This window comes from Microbacterium sp. MF43 (genome assembly GCF_012847295.1).
GTDB lineage: Bacteria > Actinomycetota > Actinomycetes > Actinomycetales > Microbacteriaceae > Microbacterium.
In genome coordinates this window covers 530,849-551,101 of sequence record NZ_JABBDY010000001.1, presented here as the reverse complement: position 1 = coordinate 551,101, position 20,253 = coordinate 530,849, and the positions used below count along the sequence as shown (strand labels likewise).

General features: G+C 69.5%; 18 protein-coding genes. 9 read left to right on the top strand and 9 right to left on the bottom strand.

The genetic code is table 11. The annotated features are described in order from the left end of the window. Nucleotides 1-175 precede the first annotated feature (175 nt). Nucleotides 176-964, top strand: a complete 789-nt coding sequence (locus tag HF323_RS02435; RefSeq protein WP_169580968.1) for an FCD domain-containing protein — start codon at nucleotides 176-178, stop codon at nucleotides 962-964. Nucleotides 965-968: 4 nt separating this feature from the next. Here HF323_RS02435 and HF323_RS02430 read toward each other — a convergent pair whose 3' ends face one another. The 3 genes from HF323_RS02430 to HF323_RS02420 all read right to left on the bottom strand — a co-directional run bounded on the left by HF323_RS02430 (nucleotide 969) and on the right by HF323_RS02420 (nucleotide 3,954). Continuing rightward, nucleotides 969-2,642, bottom strand: a complete 1,674-nt coding sequence (locus tag HF323_RS02430; protein WP_169580967.1) for an AarF/UbiB family protein — start codon at nucleotides 2,640-2,642, stop codon at nucleotides 969-971. 51 nt (nucleotides 2,643-2,693) lie between these two features. After that, complete coding sequence (locus HF323_RS02425; RefSeq protein ID WP_169580966.1) at nucleotides 2,694-3,260, bottom strand: PadR family transcriptional regulator; 567 nt, start codon at nucleotides 3,258-3,260, stop codon at nucleotides 2,694-2,696. Nucleotides 3,261-3,336: 76 nt separating this feature from the next. Next, nucleotides 3,337-3,954 carry a GyrI-like domain-containing protein gene (locus tag HF323_RS02420; RefSeq protein ID WP_169580965.1) on the bottom strand — a complete coding sequence of 206 codons (618 nt, stop codon included), beginning with the start codon at nucleotides 3,952-3,954 and terminating at the stop codon, nucleotides 3,337-3,339. Between the two features lie 112 nt (nucleotides 3,955-4,066). On the opposite strand from HF323_RS02420, the gene HF323_RS02415 reads away from it, so the two are divergent. The 3 genes from HF323_RS02415 (at nucleotide 4,067) to HF323_RS02405 (ending at nucleotide 6,463) form a co-directional block, all read left to right on the top strand. Then, nucleotides 4,067-4,522 (top strand): SRPBCC family protein, encoded by a 456-nt coding sequence (locus HF323_RS02415; RefSeq protein ID WP_169580964.1) that lies wholly within the window; start codon nucleotides 4,067-4,069, stop codon nucleotides 4,520-4,522. Nucleotides 4,523-4,625: 103 nt separating this feature from the next. After that, the gene (locus tag HF323_RS02410; protein ID WP_188241628.1) at nucleotides 4,626-5,696 is read left to right on the top strand and encodes a DNA polymerase IV; all 1,071 of its coding nucleotides are present in this window, start codon (nucleotides 4,626-4,628) and stop codon (nucleotides 5,694-5,696) included. A 92-nt stretch (nucleotides 5,697-5,788) separates the two neighbouring features. Next, complete coding sequence (locus HF323_RS02405; protein WP_169580963.1) at nucleotides 5,789-6,463, top strand: DUF4333 domain-containing protein; 675 nt, start codon at nucleotides 5,789-5,791, stop codon at nucleotides 6,461-6,463. Between the two features lie 76 nt (nucleotides 6,464-6,539). Here the strand turns inward: HF323_RS02405 and HF323_RS02400 are convergent, their stop codons facing one another. Beyond that, a complete protein-coding gene (locus tag HF323_RS02400) occupies nucleotides 6,540-8,135 on the bottom strand; it encodes a molybdopterin-dependent oxidoreductase (protein WP_169580962.1) in 1,596 nt (531 codons plus the stop codon). A gap of 130 nt (nucleotides 8,136-8,265) precedes the next feature. On the opposite strand from HF323_RS02400, the gene HF323_RS02395 reads away from it, so the two are divergent. Both HF323_RS02395 and HF323_RS02390 read left to right on the top strand, forming a co-directional pair. Beyond that, complete coding sequence (locus tag HF323_RS02395; protein ID WP_169580961.1) at nucleotides 8,266-9,285, top strand: hypothetical protein; 1,020 nt, start codon at nucleotides 8,266-8,268, stop codon at nucleotides 9,283-9,285. After that, a complete protein-coding gene (locus HF323_RS02390) occupies nucleotides 9,282-9,938 on the top strand; it encodes a hypothetical protein (RefSeq protein WP_169580960.1) in 657 nt (218 codons plus the stop codon). The genes HF323_RS02395 and HF323_RS02390 overlap by 4 nt, the downstream gene beginning before the upstream one ends. A gap of 94 nt (nucleotides 9,939-10,032) precedes the next feature. On the opposite strand, the gene HF323_RS02385 is transcribed toward HF323_RS02390, so the two are convergent. The 5 genes from HF323_RS02385 to speB are packed head-to-tail and all read right to left on the bottom strand — an operon-like array spanning nucleotide 10,033 to nucleotide 14,252. Next, a complete protein-coding gene (locus tag HF323_RS02385) occupies nucleotides 10,033-10,761 on the bottom strand; it encodes a sulfurtransferase (RefSeq protein WP_169580959.1) in 729 nt (242 codons plus the stop codon). Nucleotides 10,762-10,801: 40 nt separating this feature from the next. After that, complete coding sequence (locus HF323_RS02380; protein ID WP_211160181.1) at nucleotides 10,802-11,491, bottom strand: cyclase family protein; 690 nt, start codon at nucleotides 11,489-11,491, stop codon at nucleotides 10,802-10,804. Then, nucleotides 11,481-12,857 carry a cytosine permease gene (locus HF323_RS02375; protein WP_169580958.1) on the bottom strand — a complete coding sequence of 459 codons (1,377 nt, stop codon included), beginning with the start codon at nucleotides 12,855-12,857 and terminating at the stop codon, nucleotides 11,481-11,483. The genes HF323_RS02380 and HF323_RS02375 overlap by 11 nt, the downstream gene beginning before the upstream one ends. Before the next feature lie 31 nt (nucleotides 12,858-12,888). After that, nucleotides 12,889-13,278, bottom strand: a complete 390-nt coding sequence (locus HF323_RS02370) for a nuclear transport factor 2 family protein (RefSeq protein WP_169580957.1) — start codon at nucleotides 13,276-13,278, stop codon at nucleotides 12,889-12,891. Beyond that, on the bottom strand, nucleotides 13,275-14,252 hold the full coding sequence (gene speB / locus HF323_RS02365) for an agmatinase (RefSeq protein ID WP_169580956.1): 978 nt from the start codon (nucleotides 14,250-14,252) through the stop codon (nucleotides 13,275-13,277). Before speB ends, HF323_RS02370 begins: the two co-directional genes overlap by 4 nt. A 95-nt stretch (nucleotides 14,253-14,347) precedes the next feature. On the opposite strand from speB, the gene HF323_RS02360 reads away from it, so the two are divergent. From HF323_RS02360 to HF323_RS02350, 3 genes are all read left to right on the top strand, one after another. Beyond that, nucleotides 14,348-14,932, top strand: coding sequence for a helix-turn-helix domain-containing protein (locus tag HF323_RS02360; RefSeq protein ID WP_169580955.1), 585 nt, complete (start codon nucleotides 14,348-14,350; stop codon nucleotides 14,930-14,932). 211 nt (nucleotides 14,933-15,143) lie between these two features. Then, entirely contained in the window at nucleotides 15,144-15,629 is a 486-nt protein-coding gene (locus tag HF323_RS02355; protein ID WP_211160255.1) for a DNA starvation/stationary phase protection protein, read from the top strand. 199 nt (nucleotides 15,630-15,828) lie between these two features. Next, a complete protein-coding gene (locus HF323_RS02350) occupies nucleotides 15,829-20,181 on the top strand; it encodes a family 43 glycosylhydrolase (RefSeq protein ID WP_169580953.1) in 4,353 nt (1,450 codons plus the stop codon). Nucleotides 20,182-20,253: the final 72 nt, after the last annotated feature.

Here is a 20,253-nt window from a genome sequence, read left to right as displayed (position 1 = left end):
TACACCGCGATCTATTGCTACGAACTATGCGAGATCGGCGTCGGGGCGCCGGGCTCTGCGCCCTGTTCGCGACATAGCCGCATTCACAGCATTGTGATAGTGGCCTGAAGGGATTGTCAACATTTCTTTCTTATTCATCGGCGGTGATAGATACGATCTATCGGAGTATCCTGACGTGGAGTACGCAGGGAAAGAGGTGGAGGACATGCCCCCGCACGACATCGCCGTCGAGGCATCCGGCGACTCCCCCGGCTACCGGCCGGGCTACCTCGTCGCCGCAGACCGCATCCTCGACCTCATCGCATCGCATCAGCTCGGGCCAGGTGACCGTCTGCCTACCGAGCGGGCGCTTGCGCAGTCGCTCGGAATGAGCTGGTCGGTGGTGCGTGAGGCGATCAAGGTCCTCTCAGCCGTCGGTCGACTGTCCGTCGAGAAGGGTCGCGGCATCTATGTGGCCGACGCCCCTCACTCCATCTGGAGCGACTCATTCGCTCACTTCAGGCCGACCGACCCCGAGCAGATCCACTCCCTCTTCGAGATTCGCGTCGCTCTCGAAGAGCTCTCCGTCCGCCTTGCCTGCGAGCGGGCCGCCCCCGCGCAGGTGCAGGCGATCGCATCAGCCGCTGCCGAGACCATGACGGCGGCGGGCTCGGGGAACACCGTGAAGTTCGCCGTCGCGGATGCCGCGTTCCACCGGAGCATCGCCGTCGCCGGAGGCAACGAGTATCTCGTGAGCATGCTGACCGGAGTGCAGCAGCTTCACGAGCGCATGAGCGTCGTGGCGCTCGAAGGTCTCGCTGCCGGTCCGCTTGCGGCGGCCGCTGCACAGCATCGAGCCATCGCCGACGCCGTAAGTGTCGGCGATGCAGCACGAGCAGCGACGCTCCTCGTCGATCACATTCAGACGGCACGGCGCCAGGTGCAGCAGGCCATCCGCGAGCGGGTGTTCTCCGCCTCGTCTTGAGCAGTCAGCGCCGGCCGAGACCCGACAGCACGGCGTGCACCAGCGGAAGCAGCGACACCGCCATGAGAACGGTGCCGAACACCTCTTCGTCGGCGCGCAGCACCGCACCGGCGATGAAGAAGCCGGCGAACAGCACCGCCGACACCGCGCGACGCGCCACCCGGTCCAGCGACCGCATGCGCTGCTCCACGCGCGGCGAATCGACGGAGAGCCTGCCCTCCTCGGCTCTGGTGACGAGGTCGTCGACGCGGCGCGGGAGTCGTGCGGCGATGGCGGCGACAGACACCGCCTCCTTCGCGAACGCCCGGGCGACGTTCCCCCGCTCGTCGCGCATGAGCTGCCCGGCGTAGGGCTCGACGGCGTCCCACATGTTGAAGTCCGGCTCGAGCGAGCTGCACATGCCGGACGTCAGCGAGACCGCCCGCACGATGAGCAGGAAGTTCTCCGGCAGCTGGAACGGCAGCGACCGGATCACGTCGCCGAACTCGCGCGCGAACGCCTGGAACTCGCGGGGATCGACCTGCTGCAGTTCCGCGAACCCCATCCCGCCGAACCGCGCGAACAAGGCGGTCATCGCCCGTTCGAGCTCGACCGTGTCGGCGGAGGGAAGGAGGACCCCGACGTCGCGGATGCTGTCGACGAGCTGCTTGCCGTTGCGGGACGCGACCGCGATGACGACCTGCTGAAGGTCGCGGCGCAGCCGGTCGGGAACCTCGCCCATCATGCCGAAGTCGATGAACGTGAGGTGCCACGGGCGCTCCGCGCCGGGAGTCGGCGTGACGAAGATGTTGCCGGGGTGCGGGTCGGCGTGGAAGTACCCGTCGCGGAACAGCTGATCGAACATGACGGTCGCGAACTCGCTCGCGACGTCCGCCGGCTCGATGCCGGCAGCTCGGAGGCCTTCGACGTCGTTGATCTTGATGGCCGTGACGTCGGCGAGCGTCAGCACGCGCCGGGTCGAGCGCTCCCAGGCCACTTCGGGAGCCTCGACGCGGACATCCCCCACGAAGTTCTCGGCGAACCGCACCGCGTTGCGGGCTTCGTGCTGGTAGTCGATCTCCTCGTAGCTCGTGTGGGCGAACTCCTCGATGAGGATCGGCAGGTCGACGTGATCCCGCACGATGCCGACACGGCTCAGCCACCGGGCCACGCGCCGGAGCGCGGCGAGGTCGACCTCGACGATCTGCTCGATCCCCGGGCGCTGCACCTTCACCACGACGTCCGTGAATCCCGTCTCGGCGGCATCGTCCGGTCTCAGCCGTGCGCGGTGCGCTTGGCCGAGGGATGCCGCCGCCACCGGCAGCGGGTCGATCCACGCGTACGCCGACTCGAGCGCGACGCCCAGCTCGGCCTCGGCGAGACGCCGGATGGCGTCGAACTCGACGGGCGGGACTTCGTCCTGCAGTCCTTCGAGCTCTTTCGTGATCTCGGGGGGCAGCACGTCGAGGCGGGATGACATGAACTGCCCGACCTTGATCATGAGCCCGCCCAGCGAGACGGCCAGGCCGTGGAAGTTCTGCGCGAGCCCGGTCAGGCGGCGAGCACGGCCCCGCGCGGCCCAACGCCCCAGTCCGATGCGGGGGAGGAACAGCTCGTACCACCACGCCTGCGCCATATAGCGCGCGGCGAACCGGAGGATCCGTCGGTAGCGCGCGCGCGACGTCCCGGCGTCGGCCATCGAATCTCCCTGGATCGGGAACCGATCGGACCGGCGTTCCGGCGGCACCAATCAGTCCTGGGCGAGGATGGAGTAGAGCTTACGGCGTGCCTCGTCGAGGACCTCGACCGCCTGCTGCACCTGCTCGGGCGAACCGCTCGTTGCGACCTGCGCGGCGGCCTGCGCGAGCTTCGCGCCGGCCCTGGGCAGCACCGTGGCGCGAGCGGCGTCCTTGCGACCGGGCGCCTCCCACGGCGCCGAGCGCCCCTCGGTCGATCCGACCTCGGCGCGTCCCGCCTCGGTGAGCGAGTAGGTCTTCCTGCCGTTGGACTCTTCGGCTGTGATCAGCCCCTCGTCGGCGAGCAGCTGCAGCGTCGGGTACACCGAGCCGGGGCTCGGCTTCCAGGTGCCGCCGCTGCGCTCCTCGATCTCGCTGATGATCTGGTAGCCGTGCATGGGCCGGTCGGCGAGGACGGTCAGGACGGCCGTGCGGACGTCGCCGCGCGACATCCGGGGCGTCATGACCTTCTGCTCGAACATGTCGCGCAACTGGTCCATCGCCTCCCACAGACCGCCGCCGGGTCGCCCCGCGCCCTGGCCGCGCGGGCCGAACCAATCTCCTGTGAACGAATCGCTCATGACGACCTCCTGAGGTGGATCGCCGATATACCGGCGATACTCAACGATATATCGTCGATCTGCTCGTGACTAGAGGTCACCAGTCCTCCTCGACCGGCTGGCGCAGAATCGTGCGGAGCTTCTCGGGCGCCGAGCGCCGAGGATCCGCGAGATAGATCTCGTGGTGCACGCCGCGCATCCGCAGGCCCTCCCCCGGGATGAAGTCGTGGTGCATGGCGTCCAGCACGGGGCCCTCGTCGTCATAGGAGCCGACATGCAGCGTCTGCACGCACCGGCCCTCCTCCAGCGAAGCGAGCCTGAGGGTGTCGAGTGCGGGCAGGTCGCCCTTCGCGCCGGCGGCATCGCGGGCCTGCTCGACCTGTTCGGGACCCAGCCATTCCGGCACGAGGATCATCATCGTCCAGCTCCACCGCGACTTGTCGCGCGCCGTCGTGAACGTCGACATGTCGTCCGACCACCACAGGCCCTCGAGGGGCATGACGACGTAATCGCGGCCGAGATCGTTCCTGCTCAGGAACTTGAGCTTGTAGGAGACGCCGTAGAGCGCCGATACCGCCTCGCTGTAGGACCGCGCAGCGTTCGGGTCGCCATGACCGTCCACCATCAGGTATCGCAGGGACGGTACGTCGATGATCTCGAACCGGCCGCGGGGCGCCGTGTACGACGGGATCTGCTTCTTGAGGTCGACCTTCACGCGGCGCTCCTTCTTCGAGCGTCACCTTAGCGACAGCATCCGACGAATACCTCCCATCGCCGCGAAATGCAAGGGGCGTGCATCCCGCCCGGCGCCGGGCAAGGTTAGGAGCATGACGCAGATCATCGAGACCATCGACGTAGACGTCCCCGTGACCACCGCCTACAACCAGTGGACGCAGTTCGAGAGCTTCCCCCACTTCCTCGAAGAGGTGGAGTCCATCACCCAGCTCGACGACACGCACACCCACTGGAAGGTGAAGGTCGGCCCGTTCGAGCGCGAGTTCGACGCCGAGATCACCGAGCAGCACCCCGACGAGCGTGTCGCGTGGCGCAGCGAGGGCGGGGACACCGCTCACGCCGGCGTCGTGACCTTCCACAAGCTCGACGAGAATCAGTCCCGCGTCACCGTGCAGATCGACTGGGAGCCGACCGACGCGATCGAGAAGCTCGGTGCGCTGGTCGGCGCCGGCAAGCACGCTGTGAAGAAGGATCTCGAGAACTTCAAGGAGTTCATCGAGAAGACCCGTCACGAGACGGGCGCCTGGCGCGGCGACGTCCCCCGCTGACCCGGAGACAACGGATGCCTCGGCCCCGCGCGATGCCGGGGGTCGGGGCATCCGTCTTCCCTCCCGCTCGACCGCGTCGGAGGCTCCGGCCACACTGGAGCACATGACCACGCCGTGGGTGCTGCACGTCGACCTCGACCAGTTCATCGCGGCGGTCGAAGTCCTCCGCCGCCCCGAGCTGGCCGGGAAGCCCGTGATCGTCGGCGGACGCGGCGATCCGACGGAGCGGGCGGTCGTCTCGACGGCGTCGTACGAGGCGCGCGCGTTCGGCGTGGGGTCGGGCATGCCGCTTCGCATCGCCGCCCGCAAGGCGCCGGACGCGATCATCCTGCCCGTGGACGCGCCCGCATACACTGCGGCGTCCGAGGAGGTCATGGCGACGCTCCGCGAGCAGCCGGGCGCCGTGGTCCAGGTCCTCGGCTGGGACGAGGCGTTCGTGGGCGTGCAGACCGAAGACCCGGAAGCCTTCGCCCGGGAGCTCCAGACCGCGGTCCTGGAGCGGACGCAGCTGCACTGCAGCGTGGGGATCGGCGATACCCTCGTGCGCGCCAAGAACGCGACGGACTTCGGCAAGCCACGGGGAACCTTCCGACTCACGGCCGACAACTGGCTCGAGGTGATGGGCGAACGCCCGACGATCGCCCTGTGGGGAGTGGGCAGCAAGATCTCCAAGCGGCTGGCGGCCCTCGGCATCCAGACGGTCGACGACCTGGCGCGTGCGGATCCCGAGATCCTCGCGGGCGAGTTCGGTCCGAAGATGGGTCCGTGGTACCGCCAGCTCGGGCGTGGTGACGGGTCGGCGGTCGTCGACGACACGCCGTGGGTCGCGCGCGGGCACGGGCGCGAGACGACCTTCCAGCAGAACATCGTGGAGCGCGCCGACGTGGAGGCTGCGGCACGCGAACTGCTCACGCAGGTGCTGGCGGACGTGGCCGCCGAGGGCCGGCCGGTCGTCGGCGTGGGCCTCAAGATCCGGTACGCCCCGTTCGTCACCAAGACGCTCGTGCACAAGATCCCGGCGACGTTCGACCGTGACACGGTCATCGCCGAGACGATGAAGCTCGTCGACCGTATCGAGCCGGGCAGACCCCTCCGGCTGCTCGGTGTGCGCGCCGAGATGGCCATGCCCGACGATGCGCGAGAGGGGCACACGCCGATGCGCGGCGGGTGGTGAACGCGCGGTAGTGGAAAGCGGGTGCCGCATCCGCTACTCTTCGAGCCAGGACGCGGTGTGGGAACCGTGTCATTCACTCAACTGGGGATGAGATGAGCGAAGACACTCGTCTGGGGATGCAGCCTCCCGGCTGGCTCTACGACAGCGAAACGGGACAGACGCGCTGGTGGAACGGCGTGCGCTGGACCGACCATGCCAAGCCGCTGGACCCGGTGGTGCGCACCGGCTCCGTGCCCTCGGCACCGTACGCGGCGGCGATGACGGCCTCGGCGGTGCCGTCGTCGAAGAACGGGCCGGCGAAGGCCGCGCTCGTGCTCCTCCTGCTCGCCGTCCTCGGCGTCGCGGGCCTCATTTGGCTCGCGAGCGGCATGGATCCGACCGTCGCGGCCGTCGCCGGGCTCGCGCAGATCGGCCTGGTCGTCGCCGCGTTCGTCCTGTCGATCGTCGGCCTCGTCCTGGCGATCGTGCGGCCGACGCGCAAGCGCGAGGCGATCTTCGGACTGGTCCTGTCCGCACTCCTCCTCGGCTTCATGGTGTTCCGCATCCTGACGGCTCCCGCCACGATCGACAGCGCCGCGCTCGAGGGCGAGATCGAAGCGTGGGCCCTCGAGCAGACCGGCGAGGTCACTCAGGTCACGTGCCCCGCGAACCCGCCGACCGCGACCGGGGCGCTCTTCACCTGCACGGCCGTGGGGGCCAGCGGCACGACGTGGGCCGTCGCGGTCAACGTCGCCGACGACACCCTCACGTGGGACGTCGCGCCGTAGCGTCGACGGAACGGCGGGGAGGCATCCGCTCACCCGGATAACATCGGCGAGCCCGGCGGCGACTACGCGACCGCCGTCATGTGACGCGAACGAGGGTGCGCTGCCACCCGGTCGAGCCGTCCGGCGCGATGGGCGAGCGCTCTTCGACCTGGACCTCGCCGTCGCGGTCGACAGCGCGGACGGTGACGTTGTGGGTGCCGGGCGTCGCGTCCCACTCGAGCACCCATTGCACCCAGGTGTCGTCGTTCACCGCCGCCGACAGCGTCGCCGGCTGCCAGTCGAGATCGTCGATCTTCACTTCGACGCGCTCGATGCCGACGGTCTGCGCCCATGCGACCCCCGCGAGGGCGACGGTGCCGGCCTCGACCGGCTGACCCGTGCGGGGGGTGTCGAGCCGCGACGAGAACTTGATGGGCGCTTTCGCGCTGTACCCGCGCGGGGTCCAGTACGCCTCGTCCGCCGCGAACGTGGTGATCTTGAGCTCGGTGAGCCACTTGGTCGCCGACACATAGCCGTACAGCCCGGGCACGACCATCCGCACCGGGAATCCATGTTCGAGCGGCAGAGGCTCGCCGTTCATGCCCACCGCGAGGATGGCGTCGCGCCCGGCGTCGGTGAGCGTCTCCAGCGGGGTGCTGGCCGTGAACCCGTCGACGCTGCGCGAGAGCACCATGTCGGCGGCGGACTGCGGTCCTGCGAGCGCCAGCACATCGCGCACCGGGACTCCCAGCCACTTCGCCGTGCCGACGAGACTGCCGCCGACCTCGTTCGAGACGCACGTGAGTGTGATCGAGTACTCGTCGAGCCCCATCGCGAGAAGGTCCTCGAACGTCAGCTCCACCCGCCGGTCCACGAGCCCGTCGATCGTCAGCCGCCAGTCGGCCGGGTCGACCGACGGCACCGTGAGGGCGGTGTCGACGCGGTAGAAGTCCGCATTCGGCGTGTACAGCGGCGTGATCCCCGGCACGTCGAGCTCTGCGCCCGCGGGCACCGTGACCCTCGAGGCCGGAGCGGGCAGCTTCAGCGCCTTGCGGACGGCCGCGATGGACGTCGTGGTCACGTTGGCGACGCGCGCTCCGATCCCGATGAGGACAGCGGATGCCCCGGCGATCGTCAGCACCTGGAAGAAGCCGCGACGGCCCATCCCGCTCGGCTCAGCGGTCGTGGCAGGCGCAGCGGTGGCGGCATCCGCCGGCTCGCTCCCCGCAACAGCCGCGGCAGCCGCCCAGCCCCGCAGCCTGCGGATTGCCAGGACGAGCACGAGCGAGCCCGCTGCGGTGCCCACGAGTGGGGGCAGCCAGGAGAGCGGCGTCGCACCGGCGCGCGTCACGATCGCCGCGATCGACAGTGCTCCGGCGATGGCGAGCGCGACGACTCCGAGCGGGGGCCGCACGAACTGCAGCACACCCGCGGCGGCGGCGGCGATCACCACGGCGATCCCGAGCCCGACGAGGAGCACCGGCTTGTCGGCCTCGCCGAAGGCGGCGATCGCGAACTCCTTCAGCGGCTGCGGGACGATGTCGATGACGAAGGATCCGACGGCGAGGATGGGGCTGCTCTCGCGAGCGACGATCAGAGCGACGAGCTCAGCGGTCGCGAGGAACACGGCGGCGCTCACCACTCCCGCCAGCGCGCTCCACGCGATGAATCTCCCCCTGCGCCGTTGCGCCATCTGCCGGACCTCCGCTCACAGGACTGTTCGGCACGGACGGCCGGACGGATTGCGTGTATCTCACGCGCTCGCGCGCACTCCTCTCACTGAGGGCGGTGCGGGACCGTCCCATCTGACCGGGGGGTCGAGCATGAGAGTTCCCATCCAGAAGGTGCCGATCGACGTTCGCCGCCGCGCCGCACGCGCGGTCGCGACGATGACCGTCGAGCACCTGTTTCCACGCGGCGATCGAAAGCCGCCACGACCGTCCTTCGGGACAGAGGCCACGCCCGTCTACCGGCCCGACGTCGACGACGTCGCTTACTGGGAGATCGAGCTCGAGGGCGTGCGCACCGCACTGCCGCTCGAGGAGGGTGAGGCGAAGGAGTTCGACCGCGGCTTCATCCTCATCGCGACCGGCGGCCATGATGTGCCAGTGCCGCATTTCAGTCTCGATGTGGCGCCGCCCAGCCGGCAGCTGGAAGCGCGTGACGGCGCACTGACCCGGGTCGTGAAGCTGGACGCCCTCGCGTACGCCTCCGAGGACGACAACGGCACGATGCTGGCGCACATCGGCACGATGCCGCCCAAGCTCGAGAACGTGCCCGCCCAGGCGCCGAAGGCGCTTCCAGCGGGATGGGCGACGACGGGGCCCGAGACCGGCGACTTCCCCGAGGACGGCGACAAAGCCGCGACCGTGAAGCTGCGGCGCTCGCGTGAGAAGCGGCCGTTCGCCGACTACGGCTCCTGGCGCTCGTGGGAGGAGTGCAAGAAGGGATACGCCGACTCCTACCGCCTGCACCTCGAAGCGCTGGCGCAGCGGGCGAGCGGGCCGTGGCGGGTGGAGGAGCTCACCGAGAAGTTCGGCCAGGGCATCCGCTCGGGCGAGACGTTCACGGTGCTGCTGCTCGAGGAGGGCGCTTTCGACCTCGCCGGTCCCGGCGCACAGTACGTGGCCTTCGAGTTCGACGGCGGGGCGAATCCGCCTCGCCTCGAACTGACGCCGAAGGCCGACGCCACGGTGCGCGACACGTCGTTCGAGGTGCAGCTGTCCTACGGCAGCGGCGAGCGGGAGTCGCTCACGTTCTTCATCGTCCCGGAGGATGCACCGACGATCGTGCGACCGTCGTCTTCGACGCTCGGGCCCGTGTTCGGGGGTGAGCAGCGATGAGCTGGAACTACTTCTGGGCCGGTTCGGCCGGCGACCAGCCGCGCTACAACCAGTTCACCTACGGCGGATGCGCCGTGGGCTGCGGGCCGGTCGCGTGGGCGATCCTCTTCGCGTGGGCCGATCGGCAGGCCGCCGGCGGGAATGCCTACTGGGCGGGGCGCAACGGCCTCTACCGGGTGGGCGGGGGACGCGGTGCCGACGCCGTCGCCCCGATCGCGCAGGACGCCGGCGTCAACGCGATGATCACCGAGCTGCACCACGCCGTCGGCACGTTCTGCGCCTTCGGGTCAGGCGCCACGACGCCGTGGGACATGCCCGGCGCGTGGCGGTATGTCAACGGCCGCAGCTACACGCGGCTCAGCACGCACTGGAACACGTTCGGAGTCCATGAGACGCGGCTGGCGAACTACGCCGCGGAGTCGATCGCATACCGGCGCACGCCCGCCGTCATCGGCACCGGGTGGCTGAGCCACTACCCGGTCGCGTGGGGCTACGCCTGGCAGCGGCGCGTCGTACGCCACTCCTTCCTCTGGTGGAGCTGGGAGGAGACTGTCACCGACACCGCCTTCTACGTCAACCAGGGCTGGGGCGGCGGCGGCAACGGCGAGTGGATCGACGCGGGCACCTGGTTCGCCGGCGAGATCTACCCGTAGGGCACCCGACCGCACGCACGGAATTCGGGGCCGTGCGAGCGGGCCGGGCCGGGGCCGCGGCATCCGTCACCATCACGGACGGGTGCCGCGGCTTTCACCGCGGCGTGAGCTCGGGTGTGAGCGCCTCGCGCTCGTCGAAGACGAAGCACTCGCCCGTCCAGTGATCGCCGCCGACGTGCTCGAACCAGCCGAGGATGCCGCCCTCGAGCTGCACCGCGTCGATCCCGGTCTCGCGAAGGTGGATGGCGGCCTTCTCGCAGCGGATGCCGCCGGTGCAGAAGCTCACGACCGTCTTGCCCTCGAGCTGCGCACGATGGGCGGTCGCGGCATCGGGGAACTGCGTGAACCGCTCGATGCGCCAGTCGATCGCGCCCGCGAACGTTCCGTAGTCGACCTCGAACGCATTCCGCGTGTCGAGCAGCACGACCTCGCGACCGGCATCGTCATGCCCCTGATCGAGCCAGCGGCGCAGGTCCGCCGGCGCGACGGCCGGCGCGCGTGCCTCCTCGGGCCGGATCGCCGGGCGGTCCATGCGGATGATCTCCCGCTTGAGCTTGACGAGGAGCTTGCGGAAGGGCTGAGCGTCGGACCAGCTCTCCTTCGCGGCGAGCGGGGCGAAACGGGGGTCGGCACGCAGTCCGTCGAGGAAGGCGCGGACGGATTCCTCGTCGCCGGCGAGGAAGAGATTGATGCCCTCCTCGGCGAGGAGGATCGTGCCCTTCAGGCCCAGCGCCGCAGCGCGCGCACGGAGCACCGGGCGCAGCGTCTCGCGGTCGTCGATCCGCGTGAACAGATAGGCCGAGACGTTCAGAACGGATGCCACGGCTCCACCCTACGATCGCGGGAATGCCCCGCCGAACCGATCAGGCCGTCGGGAGGAATGCGACCGCCCGCACCGGGGCGCCGTCGCCGGCGAGACGGAGAGGGAAGAAGCCGACGCGCACCCGGTCGGGCACGGCGTCGAGCCCGCGCACGTTCTCGACGATCAGGGCGTCGTTGCCGAGCACGGCGGCGTGCACAGGGAAGTCCGCCGACGCGGGATCGGTCGCGTCGGGGCTCAGCGTGTCGACCGCGAGGACCCGCATGCCGCGGCGAAGCAGTTCCCGCGCCGCGTCGGCGGACAGGGACGGATGCCGCGTCCGCCGCTCGTCGTGGAACCACTGCGACCAGCCCGTATCGACCAGGACGATCGGCGGCAGCTTCTCCGGCAGCTCGGCGGCTGCCCGGAGTCGTGCCCAGCCGAGCACCTCCCCCGCGACGGCGTCGCGCACCCGCACGACGATCGCATCGCCGAAGAGCTCGGACAGCGACACGTCCGCCATCGTCCGGCCGCCCGCGATCGTGTGCGAGGGCGCGTCGACGTGGGTGCCGGTGTGCGACCCCAGGTGCAGCGCCGTCACATCCACCCCGTCGGCGCCGATCGAGAGGGCCGGACCGATGGCGACCTCCGGATCGCCCGGATAGACGGGCATTCCGTGCTCGATCGGGTGGCTGAGATCGACGAGCACGCCGACCGGCGCCGCGACGGCCGGCGCCGCCTGGTCAGCGGGCATCGACGGTTTCGCTGAGGTTGCGGGCCGGCGCGAACCCGTCCTTCGCCCGGCCCGGCAGCGACACGAGCAGGTAGAGCGCGAAGGTCACCACGAACGTCGGCACCGTCGCCCCGAACGGCAGCGGCCATACGTACGCCCAGACGTAGGCGAGCACCGCACCGACGACCCAGGCACCGACGGCGAGCCAGTTGACGCCGCCCGTGTACCAGTAGCGTCCGCCCTGGGGGCGCAGGATGTCCGGCTCGTACGAGCCGCGCTTGATCAGGTAGTAGTCGACGATCATGATCGCGAACACCGGCGCGAACAGCGCGCTGATCGTGACGAGGAACGTCGTGAACTGCGCGAGCAGACCGAAGAAGGTCGAGCCGATGATCGAGATGACGCCGAGCACGAGAGCGGCCCCGAGGAATGGCACGCGCCGGCCGGGGATGGCGTTGACCACGGTCGTGACCATCCCGTAGACGACCATCGTGTTGGTCGCCATGACCGACAGGAAGATCGCGACGGCGAACAGCGCGCCGAACGGCTCGATGATCGTGACCGGGTCGAACGGGATCGCCTCGCCGCCGCTGAGGACGACGTAGCCCATCGCCGTGGCGCCGAGCGACATCGAGATGATCGTCGACAGCGTGTACCCGACGCCGGAGCCGACCGCGCCGGCACGCGTGGTGCGGGCGAAGCGGTTGAAGTCCGCCGCGAGCACCGTCCACGAGATCGCCGTCGCCAGTACGACGTCGAACACGAGGCCCGGTGAGTAGAACGGCTCTGGGTTCGCCGGGATGGCGCCGAAGTCCGCCGGCGAGTATGACGTGAACGCGACGACGAAGATGTAGGCGGCGATCGCCAGGATGATCGCCGCGAACCAGGGCTCGACGCGGGCGACCCCGGCATGCCCGAAGATCGCCAGGATCACGACGATCGTCTGGCAGACGACGGCGAAGAGCACCGGGCTCGAGAAGCCGGTGAGCGAGGAGACGATGTAGTCCAGCGAGATGCCGGCGAGCATCGCCTGCACCCAGCTCCACCCCATGAGGATGATCACGTTCGCCGTCACCGGGAGCAGACTCCCCCGCGTGCCGAACGGCCCGCGGGTGAGCGCCATGGTGGGCAGGCCGGTCCGGGTGCCGATTGCGCCGACCAGGACGAGGACGGCCGCGCCGACGATCGTGCCGCCGATGATCAGCGCGATCACGAGCCCGTACGGCACGTCGGGGACGAACAGCGTGCCGGTCAGGAGAGTGGTCACGACGAGGTTCGCCGCGAGCCAGATCATCAGCATGCGGCCGGACGAGTAGGTGCCGCGGACGGCGCCGGCGTCGTCGGACTGCTCCTCGAGTCGGCGTTCGAGGCGGGTGTAGAGCGACATCTTCGGGGCTCCTCTTTCGGGTGGTGGGAGGTCAGGTGAGGGGGGACAGGTGCTCGTGGACGGCCATGAGCTCCTCGCCGTCGAGCGCGAACACGATGGTCTCGCGCTCGCGATACGACTCGGGACCGTCGGCTGTCTCGACCGACGTGTCGACGGTGTGGCTGAAGACGGCGGCGCCGGGCATCACCTGCACACGCCGATCGCTCGAGGCGCACGACACCACGCGCCACCCGGCGGCGACCCACTCGTCCCACAGCCGCTCGTACGCCGCGCGGTCCTCGAGGCGGGCCGGCTCGGTGTGGAAGACGAAGGTCGCGTCCGGCGCGAACGTCGCGAAGTACCGGTCGCGGTCGGTCGCGGCGAACGCGTCGACGATGGCGGATGCCGCGGCCTCGACAGCATCGGGGCGTGGAGTGTTCACGGGTTCGTCCCTTCTGAGCGAGGCGCCATCGCGCTGAGCAGTTCGTACACGACGTGGCTCGCAGCGACCGCCGTCATCTGCGCGTGGTCGTACGAGGGGGCGACCTCCACCACGTCGGCCCCGACGATGCGCAGGTCGGCCAGCGCCCGCAGCATCCGGAGGAGCTCACGGCTCGTCAGGCCGCCGGCCTCGGGCGTGCCGGTGCCCGGCGCGTGCGCCGGATCGAGGACGTCGATATCGATCGAGATGTACAGGGGCGCGTCGCCGATCCGCGTCCGGATGCGATCGATCGCCGCCTCGACGCCGTGCTCTTCGACGTACTCGCTCGAGACGATGGCGAAGCCGAGGCGCTCGTCGTCCTCCAGATCGCTCTTGGCGTAGAGCGGGCCGCGGATGCCGACGTGCATGCTCGCAGTCAGATCGATGAGTCCCTCTTCCGACGCCCGACGGAACGGGGTCCCGTGCGTGATCGGGGCACCGAAGTACGTGTCCCAGGTGTCGAGGTGGGCGTCGAAGTGGAGCACGGCGACCGGCCCGTGGTCGGCCGCGACCACGCGCAGCAACGGCAGCGCCACAGTGTGGTCTCCCCCGATCACGACCAGGCGATCGGCACGGGAGCGCAGGTCGCGTGCCCCCGCTTCGATCTCGGTCACCGCCGCGGTGAGGTCGAACGGGTTGGCGACGAGGTCGCCGGCATCGACGACCTGCTGGGCCCCGAACGGGAAGACGTCCTGCGCCGGGTTGTAGGGGCGCAGGAGACGGGATGCCTCACGAACGTGCGACGGGCCGAAGCGCGCACCCGGCCGGTAGCTCACGCCGCTGTCGAAGGGGATGCCGACGACGGCGATGTCGGCGCGCTCGACCTCGTCGAGGCGCGGCAGCCGCGCGAACGTCGCGATGCCGGCGAACCGAGGGACCACGCTCGCGTCCACGGGTCCGATCGGCTCGTTCGGGCCGGACGACTGGGGTTGCATATTTGACAACTTTCGATACTCTGGAGGCAACTCTTGCCGACACGGTACGCCCGCGGCCGAAACGCGTCAAGGGGCGCCTTGAGAGGAGGAGCGCGATGCGCGCGATCCACCCCACCGCCGACGAGAACGCGACGCCGATCGGCGCGCGGTTGCGCGCCGCCCGCACCGCGCAGGGTCTGTCGCTCGCTCAGCTGGCCGAGACCACGGGCCTGTCGAAGGGGTTCCTCAGCCGCGTCGAGCGGGACGAGACCTCGCCGAGCGTCGCCACCCTGGTGCAGTTGTGCCAGGTGCTCTCCCTTCCCGTCGGTGCGCTGTTCGCCGAGCCGGAGGTGCAGCACGTCGCGTTCGAGAGCGCACCCCGCATCAACCTGGGCGGCTTCGGGGCCGACGAGCGCCTGATGACGCCGCGCGGCGAGCAGCGCGTGCAGCTGCTGCGCTCCGAATTGGCGCCGGACGCTCACGGGGGCAGCGAGCTTTACACCATCAACTGCGACGTAGAGGTGCTGCACGTCGTCTCGGGATCGATGTCGGTGCGCTTCGCCGACCGAGTGGCGATCCTCCGGGCCGGCGATGCGCTGACGTTCCCCGGTCGCGAGCCGCACTCGTGGCGCGTGGAGGGGGGCGAGCCCGGGATCGCCCTGTGGGTCATCGTGCCCGCGCCGTGGAGCGGATCGGCGTGAGCCTCACGATCTCGGACGCCGAGTAGCACTCCCCGCAGTGCGGATCAAGACCCATCCGCGCGCGCGATGTTGTCGATAGCGTCGGGGTGTTCCGAGCGAAGGAGACACCGTGGCAACGACCACCGCCAAGAAGTCCGGCACCGCCCCCAAGGCCGCCGGATCGAAGACGGCGAACCGTCGCAGGGCCGCGCGCGGCGGCGCCGGGGCAGAGTTGACCACGGAGCAGAACGCGGAACAGGGATTCTCGGCATCCGAGTCGCTGAGCGAGAACCTGCAGAAGGTGCTCGTCGACCTCATCGAGCTGTCGCTGCAGGGCAAGCAGGCGCACTGGAACGTCGTCGGCCGCAACTTCCGCGACACGCACCTGCAGCTCGACGAGATCATCGAGTCGGCTCGCGAGTTCAGCGACACCGTGGCCGAGCGCATGCGCTCGCTGCACGCGCTGCCCGACGGCCGCAGCGACCAGGTCGCGCAGACCACCACGCTCCCGGAGTTCCCTCAGGGCGAGATCGCCACGACCGAGGTCGTCGACCTCATGACCGAGCGACTCGATGCTGTCGCCACGACCTGTCGCGACGTCCACGACGACGTCGACGAAGAAGACCCCACCAGTGCTGACATCCTTCACGCGATCCTCGAACGCGTCGAGCAGCTCTCGTGGATGGTGAGCGCGGAGAACCGGACCCCCAGACGGTGATCCTCGGCGCCCCGACGCTGCCCACCTCTTCCCCCGGGACGGTGGGCAGCGCCATGTCCGAGGTGCTTCCACGCCTCCCGTTCGTCATCTGACGCCGGTACGGACCGCGTCCTGCGGGTTGCTTCGCGTCGGTAGTGAGCGCTAACATCGCGTTCACCCCCATCTGACGGCCGCACCGATGCGGCCGAGAAGGAGCGCAATGAAGCAGCCCCTCGTTCGACGAACGATCGCCGCCCTCACCGCGATCGGCCTGGGACTCACCGGCGCCGTGGTCGCGTCCGTCCCGGCCAGCGCCGCCGCGCAGCTGGTCGCCCACTACCCGCTGGACGAGTCCTCCGGCACCGTCGCGGTCGACGCGTCGGGCTCGGGCCGCAACGGGACGTACGTCGGCGGTCCCTCGCTCACGGGCGGCGAGGGCGTGCGGCTCGACGGCACCGACGACTACGTCGATCTGCCCGACAACCTCCTCGCCGGCCTCACCTCGATCACGGTGAGCGCCGAGGTTCTCGTGCGTGCCGCCCAGGGAACCCCCTACTTCATCTACGGCTTCGGAAACACCGACGGCGCCGGCGTCGGCAACGGGTACCTGTACTCGACCGGCAACTCGTACAAGACCTCGATCGCGACCGGCAACTGGTCGACCGAGCAGACCGCGAACAGCGGCGCCAACCTCGAGCGCGATGTGTGGAAGACCATCACGTACACGCTCGACGACGCCTCCAATACGGCGCGCGTCTACCTCGACGGCGTGCAGGTCGGGATCAACACGAACGTCACCACCACCCCCGGCTCGATCGGCGGCGGGGTCACGACCGCGAACTACCTGGGCCGCTCGGTCTACAACGCCGACAAGCGTCTCGCCGGCAGCCTCCGCGATGTGCGCATCTACGACACCGCCCTCACGGCGGGCGAAGTCGCGGCGCTCGCGCCGTCCGATGTCACCCGCGTGCAGCGCGATGCCGCGTCGCTCGCTCTCGGCGACCTCTCCGCAGTCACGGCGAACCTCACGCTGCCTGCCACGGCGGCGAACGGCTCGACCCTCACGTGGGCCTCGAGCAACAGCGCCGTGATCTCGAACGCCGGTGTCGTCACGCGGCCGGCGGCCGGGGCATCCGCCACCGACGTCACCCTCACCGCGACGATCACGCGCGGCACGGCCTCCAGCACGAAGGCGTTCACCGCCACCGTGCTGCCGCTGCCCGGCGGCGCAGCGCTCGCCCAGGAAGACCTCGACGCCGTCGCCATCCCGAACGCGTCGGACATCCGCGGGAACATCACCCTGCCCGCCGAAGGATCCCTCAACGGCAGCGACATCACCTGGTCCGCGTCGCCGGCCGGCATCATCACGACCACGGCACAGGGCGGCAAGGCTGCCGGCGTCGTGACCCGAGGCGCCACCGACACGGCCGTCACCCTGACCGCGACCGTCGCCGGGACGACGGCGACGCGCAGCATCCCGGTGACGGTGAAGGCGGCCCCCGCCGATCTCGACACCGACTACACCGCCGGCTATCTCTGGACTCACTTCGCGACCGAGGGCGGCTACGAGAAGATCTTCTTCGGTCACTCCGACGACGGCCTGCACTGGTCGAAGCTCAACGACAACAAGCCGATCCTGGCGAACCTCGGGGGCGACCTGGGCGTGCGGGACCCCCACCTGGTCCGCTCCCCCGACGGCGACAAGTACTGGATCATCGGCACCGATCTGCACGCCGAAGGCGGGGGCGCAGGCGGCTCCGGCTGGGACCAGCTCAACGCGAGCCAGAACATCGTCGTCTGGGAGTCGACCGACCTCGTCAACTGGAGCGATCAGCGCATCGTGTTCGCCGGGTTCGACCAGGCCGGCTGCGTGTGGGCGCCCGAGGCGACCTACAACGAGGCCACCGGCGAGTACTACGTCTACTGGGCCGCGCGCGACCGCACCGACGACGGCACCAACGACTGGGCGCTGCGGATGTACCTCACCAAGACGCGCGACTTCGTGAACTTCACCGAGCCCGAGATCTGGACCTCCCTCAACGAGAAGGGCGACGGCCTCACCGGTCCGAACATCATCGACTCGACCATCGCGAAGGAGGGCGACACCTACTACCGCTTCTCCACGTCGGACTGGCACACGGTCGTCGACACCGCCGCGTCGCTCGACGGACCGTGGACCCGCGAGATCGACCGGGGCGAGGCATCCGCTCACGGTCTTCGCACCTCGATGGAGGGCCTCACCGTCTACCAGCTGCCCGACGGCCGCTGGGCGGCGATGGGCGACCAGAGCGGGTACTACGGTCACACCGCGGACACGCTCGAGAGCCTGCAGTTCACGCAGCTGAGCGTCGGCGCCGGCGCCGACCAGTACTCCTTCGACCAGCGCTTCCGCCACGGGTCGGTCCTCCGCCTGTCCGCAGCCGAGGAGGAGCGCCTGCTCGAGGCGTACGGCGACGAGCCGGTCGACCCGGAGGAGCCCGAGGAGCCGCAGCAGGAGCCGATCGCCGAGTACACCTTCGACGACGGGACGCTCGCCGACTCGGCCGGCGACGCCGACCTGACCGCGAGCGGGACCACGGCGGTGGCGACGGATGCCGCGCAGGGCAAGGCACTGCGCCTGGACGGCTCCGCCAACGGGTTCGCCTCGTTCCCGACGGGCTTCTTCGACGGCCGCAGCACAATGACGATCTCGATGGACGTCAAGTCGGAGCTCACGAGCGGGAACTTCTTCACGTTCGCGCTCGGCGCCGACACGAACAAGTACTACTTCCTGCGTCTGCGCGGCGGAGACGTGCGCAGCGCGATCACCCAGACCTCGTGGCAGAACGAGTCCGCGGTCACCGGCTCGGTGGCCAGCGGCCAGTGGCATCGCGTGGACGTCGTCTTCGACGGCGCCAAGATGACCGTGTACTCCGACGGCGTCAAGCTCGGCGAGAACGCCGCGCTGAACACGACGGTCGCCGACCTGGGCACGAGCCTCGCCGGCTACCTCGGCAAGTCGTTCTACTCGGGCGATGCGTACTTCCGCGGATGGTTCGACAATGTGCGGGTCTACAACCGTGCGCTGTCGGCCACCGAGGTGCTCGGGAACGCGGGCGTGACCGACCAGCTGCTCGACGTGTCGCTGACCGACCCGTCGACGCTCAAGGTGGCACCCTTCGTCGACAGCATCGCGCACAAGGCCGTGATCCCGGTGGTGAAGGGCACCGACGTCACCTCCCTGGCCCCGACATTCACCACGGCGCCCGGCGTAACGGTGTCGCCCGCGTCCGGGACGACGGTAAACCTCAGCACCCCGAAGACGTACACCCTGACCGAGCCCGACGGCGGCACGGTGTCGTGGACGATCGAGGCGCGCGTGGTGAACAGCCCCGTGCTGCCCGGCCTGTACGCCGACCCGAACATCGCGGTGTTCGGCGACACGTACTACATCTACGCCACGACCGACGGGCTTCCCGGATGGGGCGGCAACGAGTTCTACGTGTGGTCGTCGAAGAACCTCGTCGACTGGACGCGCTCGGCCGAGCCGTTCCTGAAGCTCGACGGCGCGAACGGCAACGTTCCGTGGGCGACCGGCAATGCGTGGGCTCCGACGATCATCGAGCGGGAGGGGAAGTACTACTTCTACTTCAGCGGTCACAACCCGACCTACAACCGCAAGACGATCGGCGTCGCCGTCGCCGACAGCCCGATGGGGCCGTTCGTCGCCCAGCCGACGGCGATGATCCTCAACAACGAGGCCGTCACCTCGGGTCAGGCCATCGATCCCGCCGCGTTCCACGACCCCGTGTCGGGGACCTGGTACCTGGGATGGGGCAACGGCTCACCCGTGCTGGCCGAGCTGAACGACGACATGATCTCGATCAAGGCGGGCACGTATCAGCGCATCAACGGCCTGACGAACTTCCGCGAGGGAGTGTTCTTCAACTACCGTGACGGCCTGTACCACCTCACCTACGCGATCGACGACACCGGCTCCGAGAACTACCGCGTCGGCTACGCGACGGCGACGAGCATGACCGGCCCGTGGACCTATCGCGGCGTGATCCTGCAGAAGGATCTGTCCCTCGGCATCAAGGGACCCGGACACAGCTCGATCATCAACGTCCCGGGCACCGACGACTGGTACATCGCGTACCACCGGTTCGCGATCCCGGGCGGCGATGGCACGCACCGCGAGACGACGATCGACAAGCTCGAGTTCGGAGCGGACGGCCTCATGAAGCCGGTCATCCCGACGCTCGAGAGCGTCGCACCGCAGACGATCGAGCTGCCCGAGACGGGTCCGGACGTGAACGTCACGGCGGCGACGCGGTGCGTCGCCGGCAAGGTGGCGATCACCGTCAAGGTCGACAACGTCGATGACGTTCCGGTCGCCCTGCAGGTGACCTCCGCGTTCGGGACCAAGACGGTCGCGGCCGTCCAGCCCGGCAAGTCGTCGTCGCAGGTCTTCACCACCCGCCTGCCCAGCATCGAGGGCGGCACGGTGTCGGTGACGGTCACCGCCACGATCGACGGCGAGCAGGTGACGTCGGAGACGGATGCCTCGTACGCCGCGCAGTCGTGCGGCTGAGCCTCCCCCGCTGACGCGGAACGGGCGGGTGCATCCTCGGATGCGCCCGCCCGTTCCTCGTTTCGATGGAAG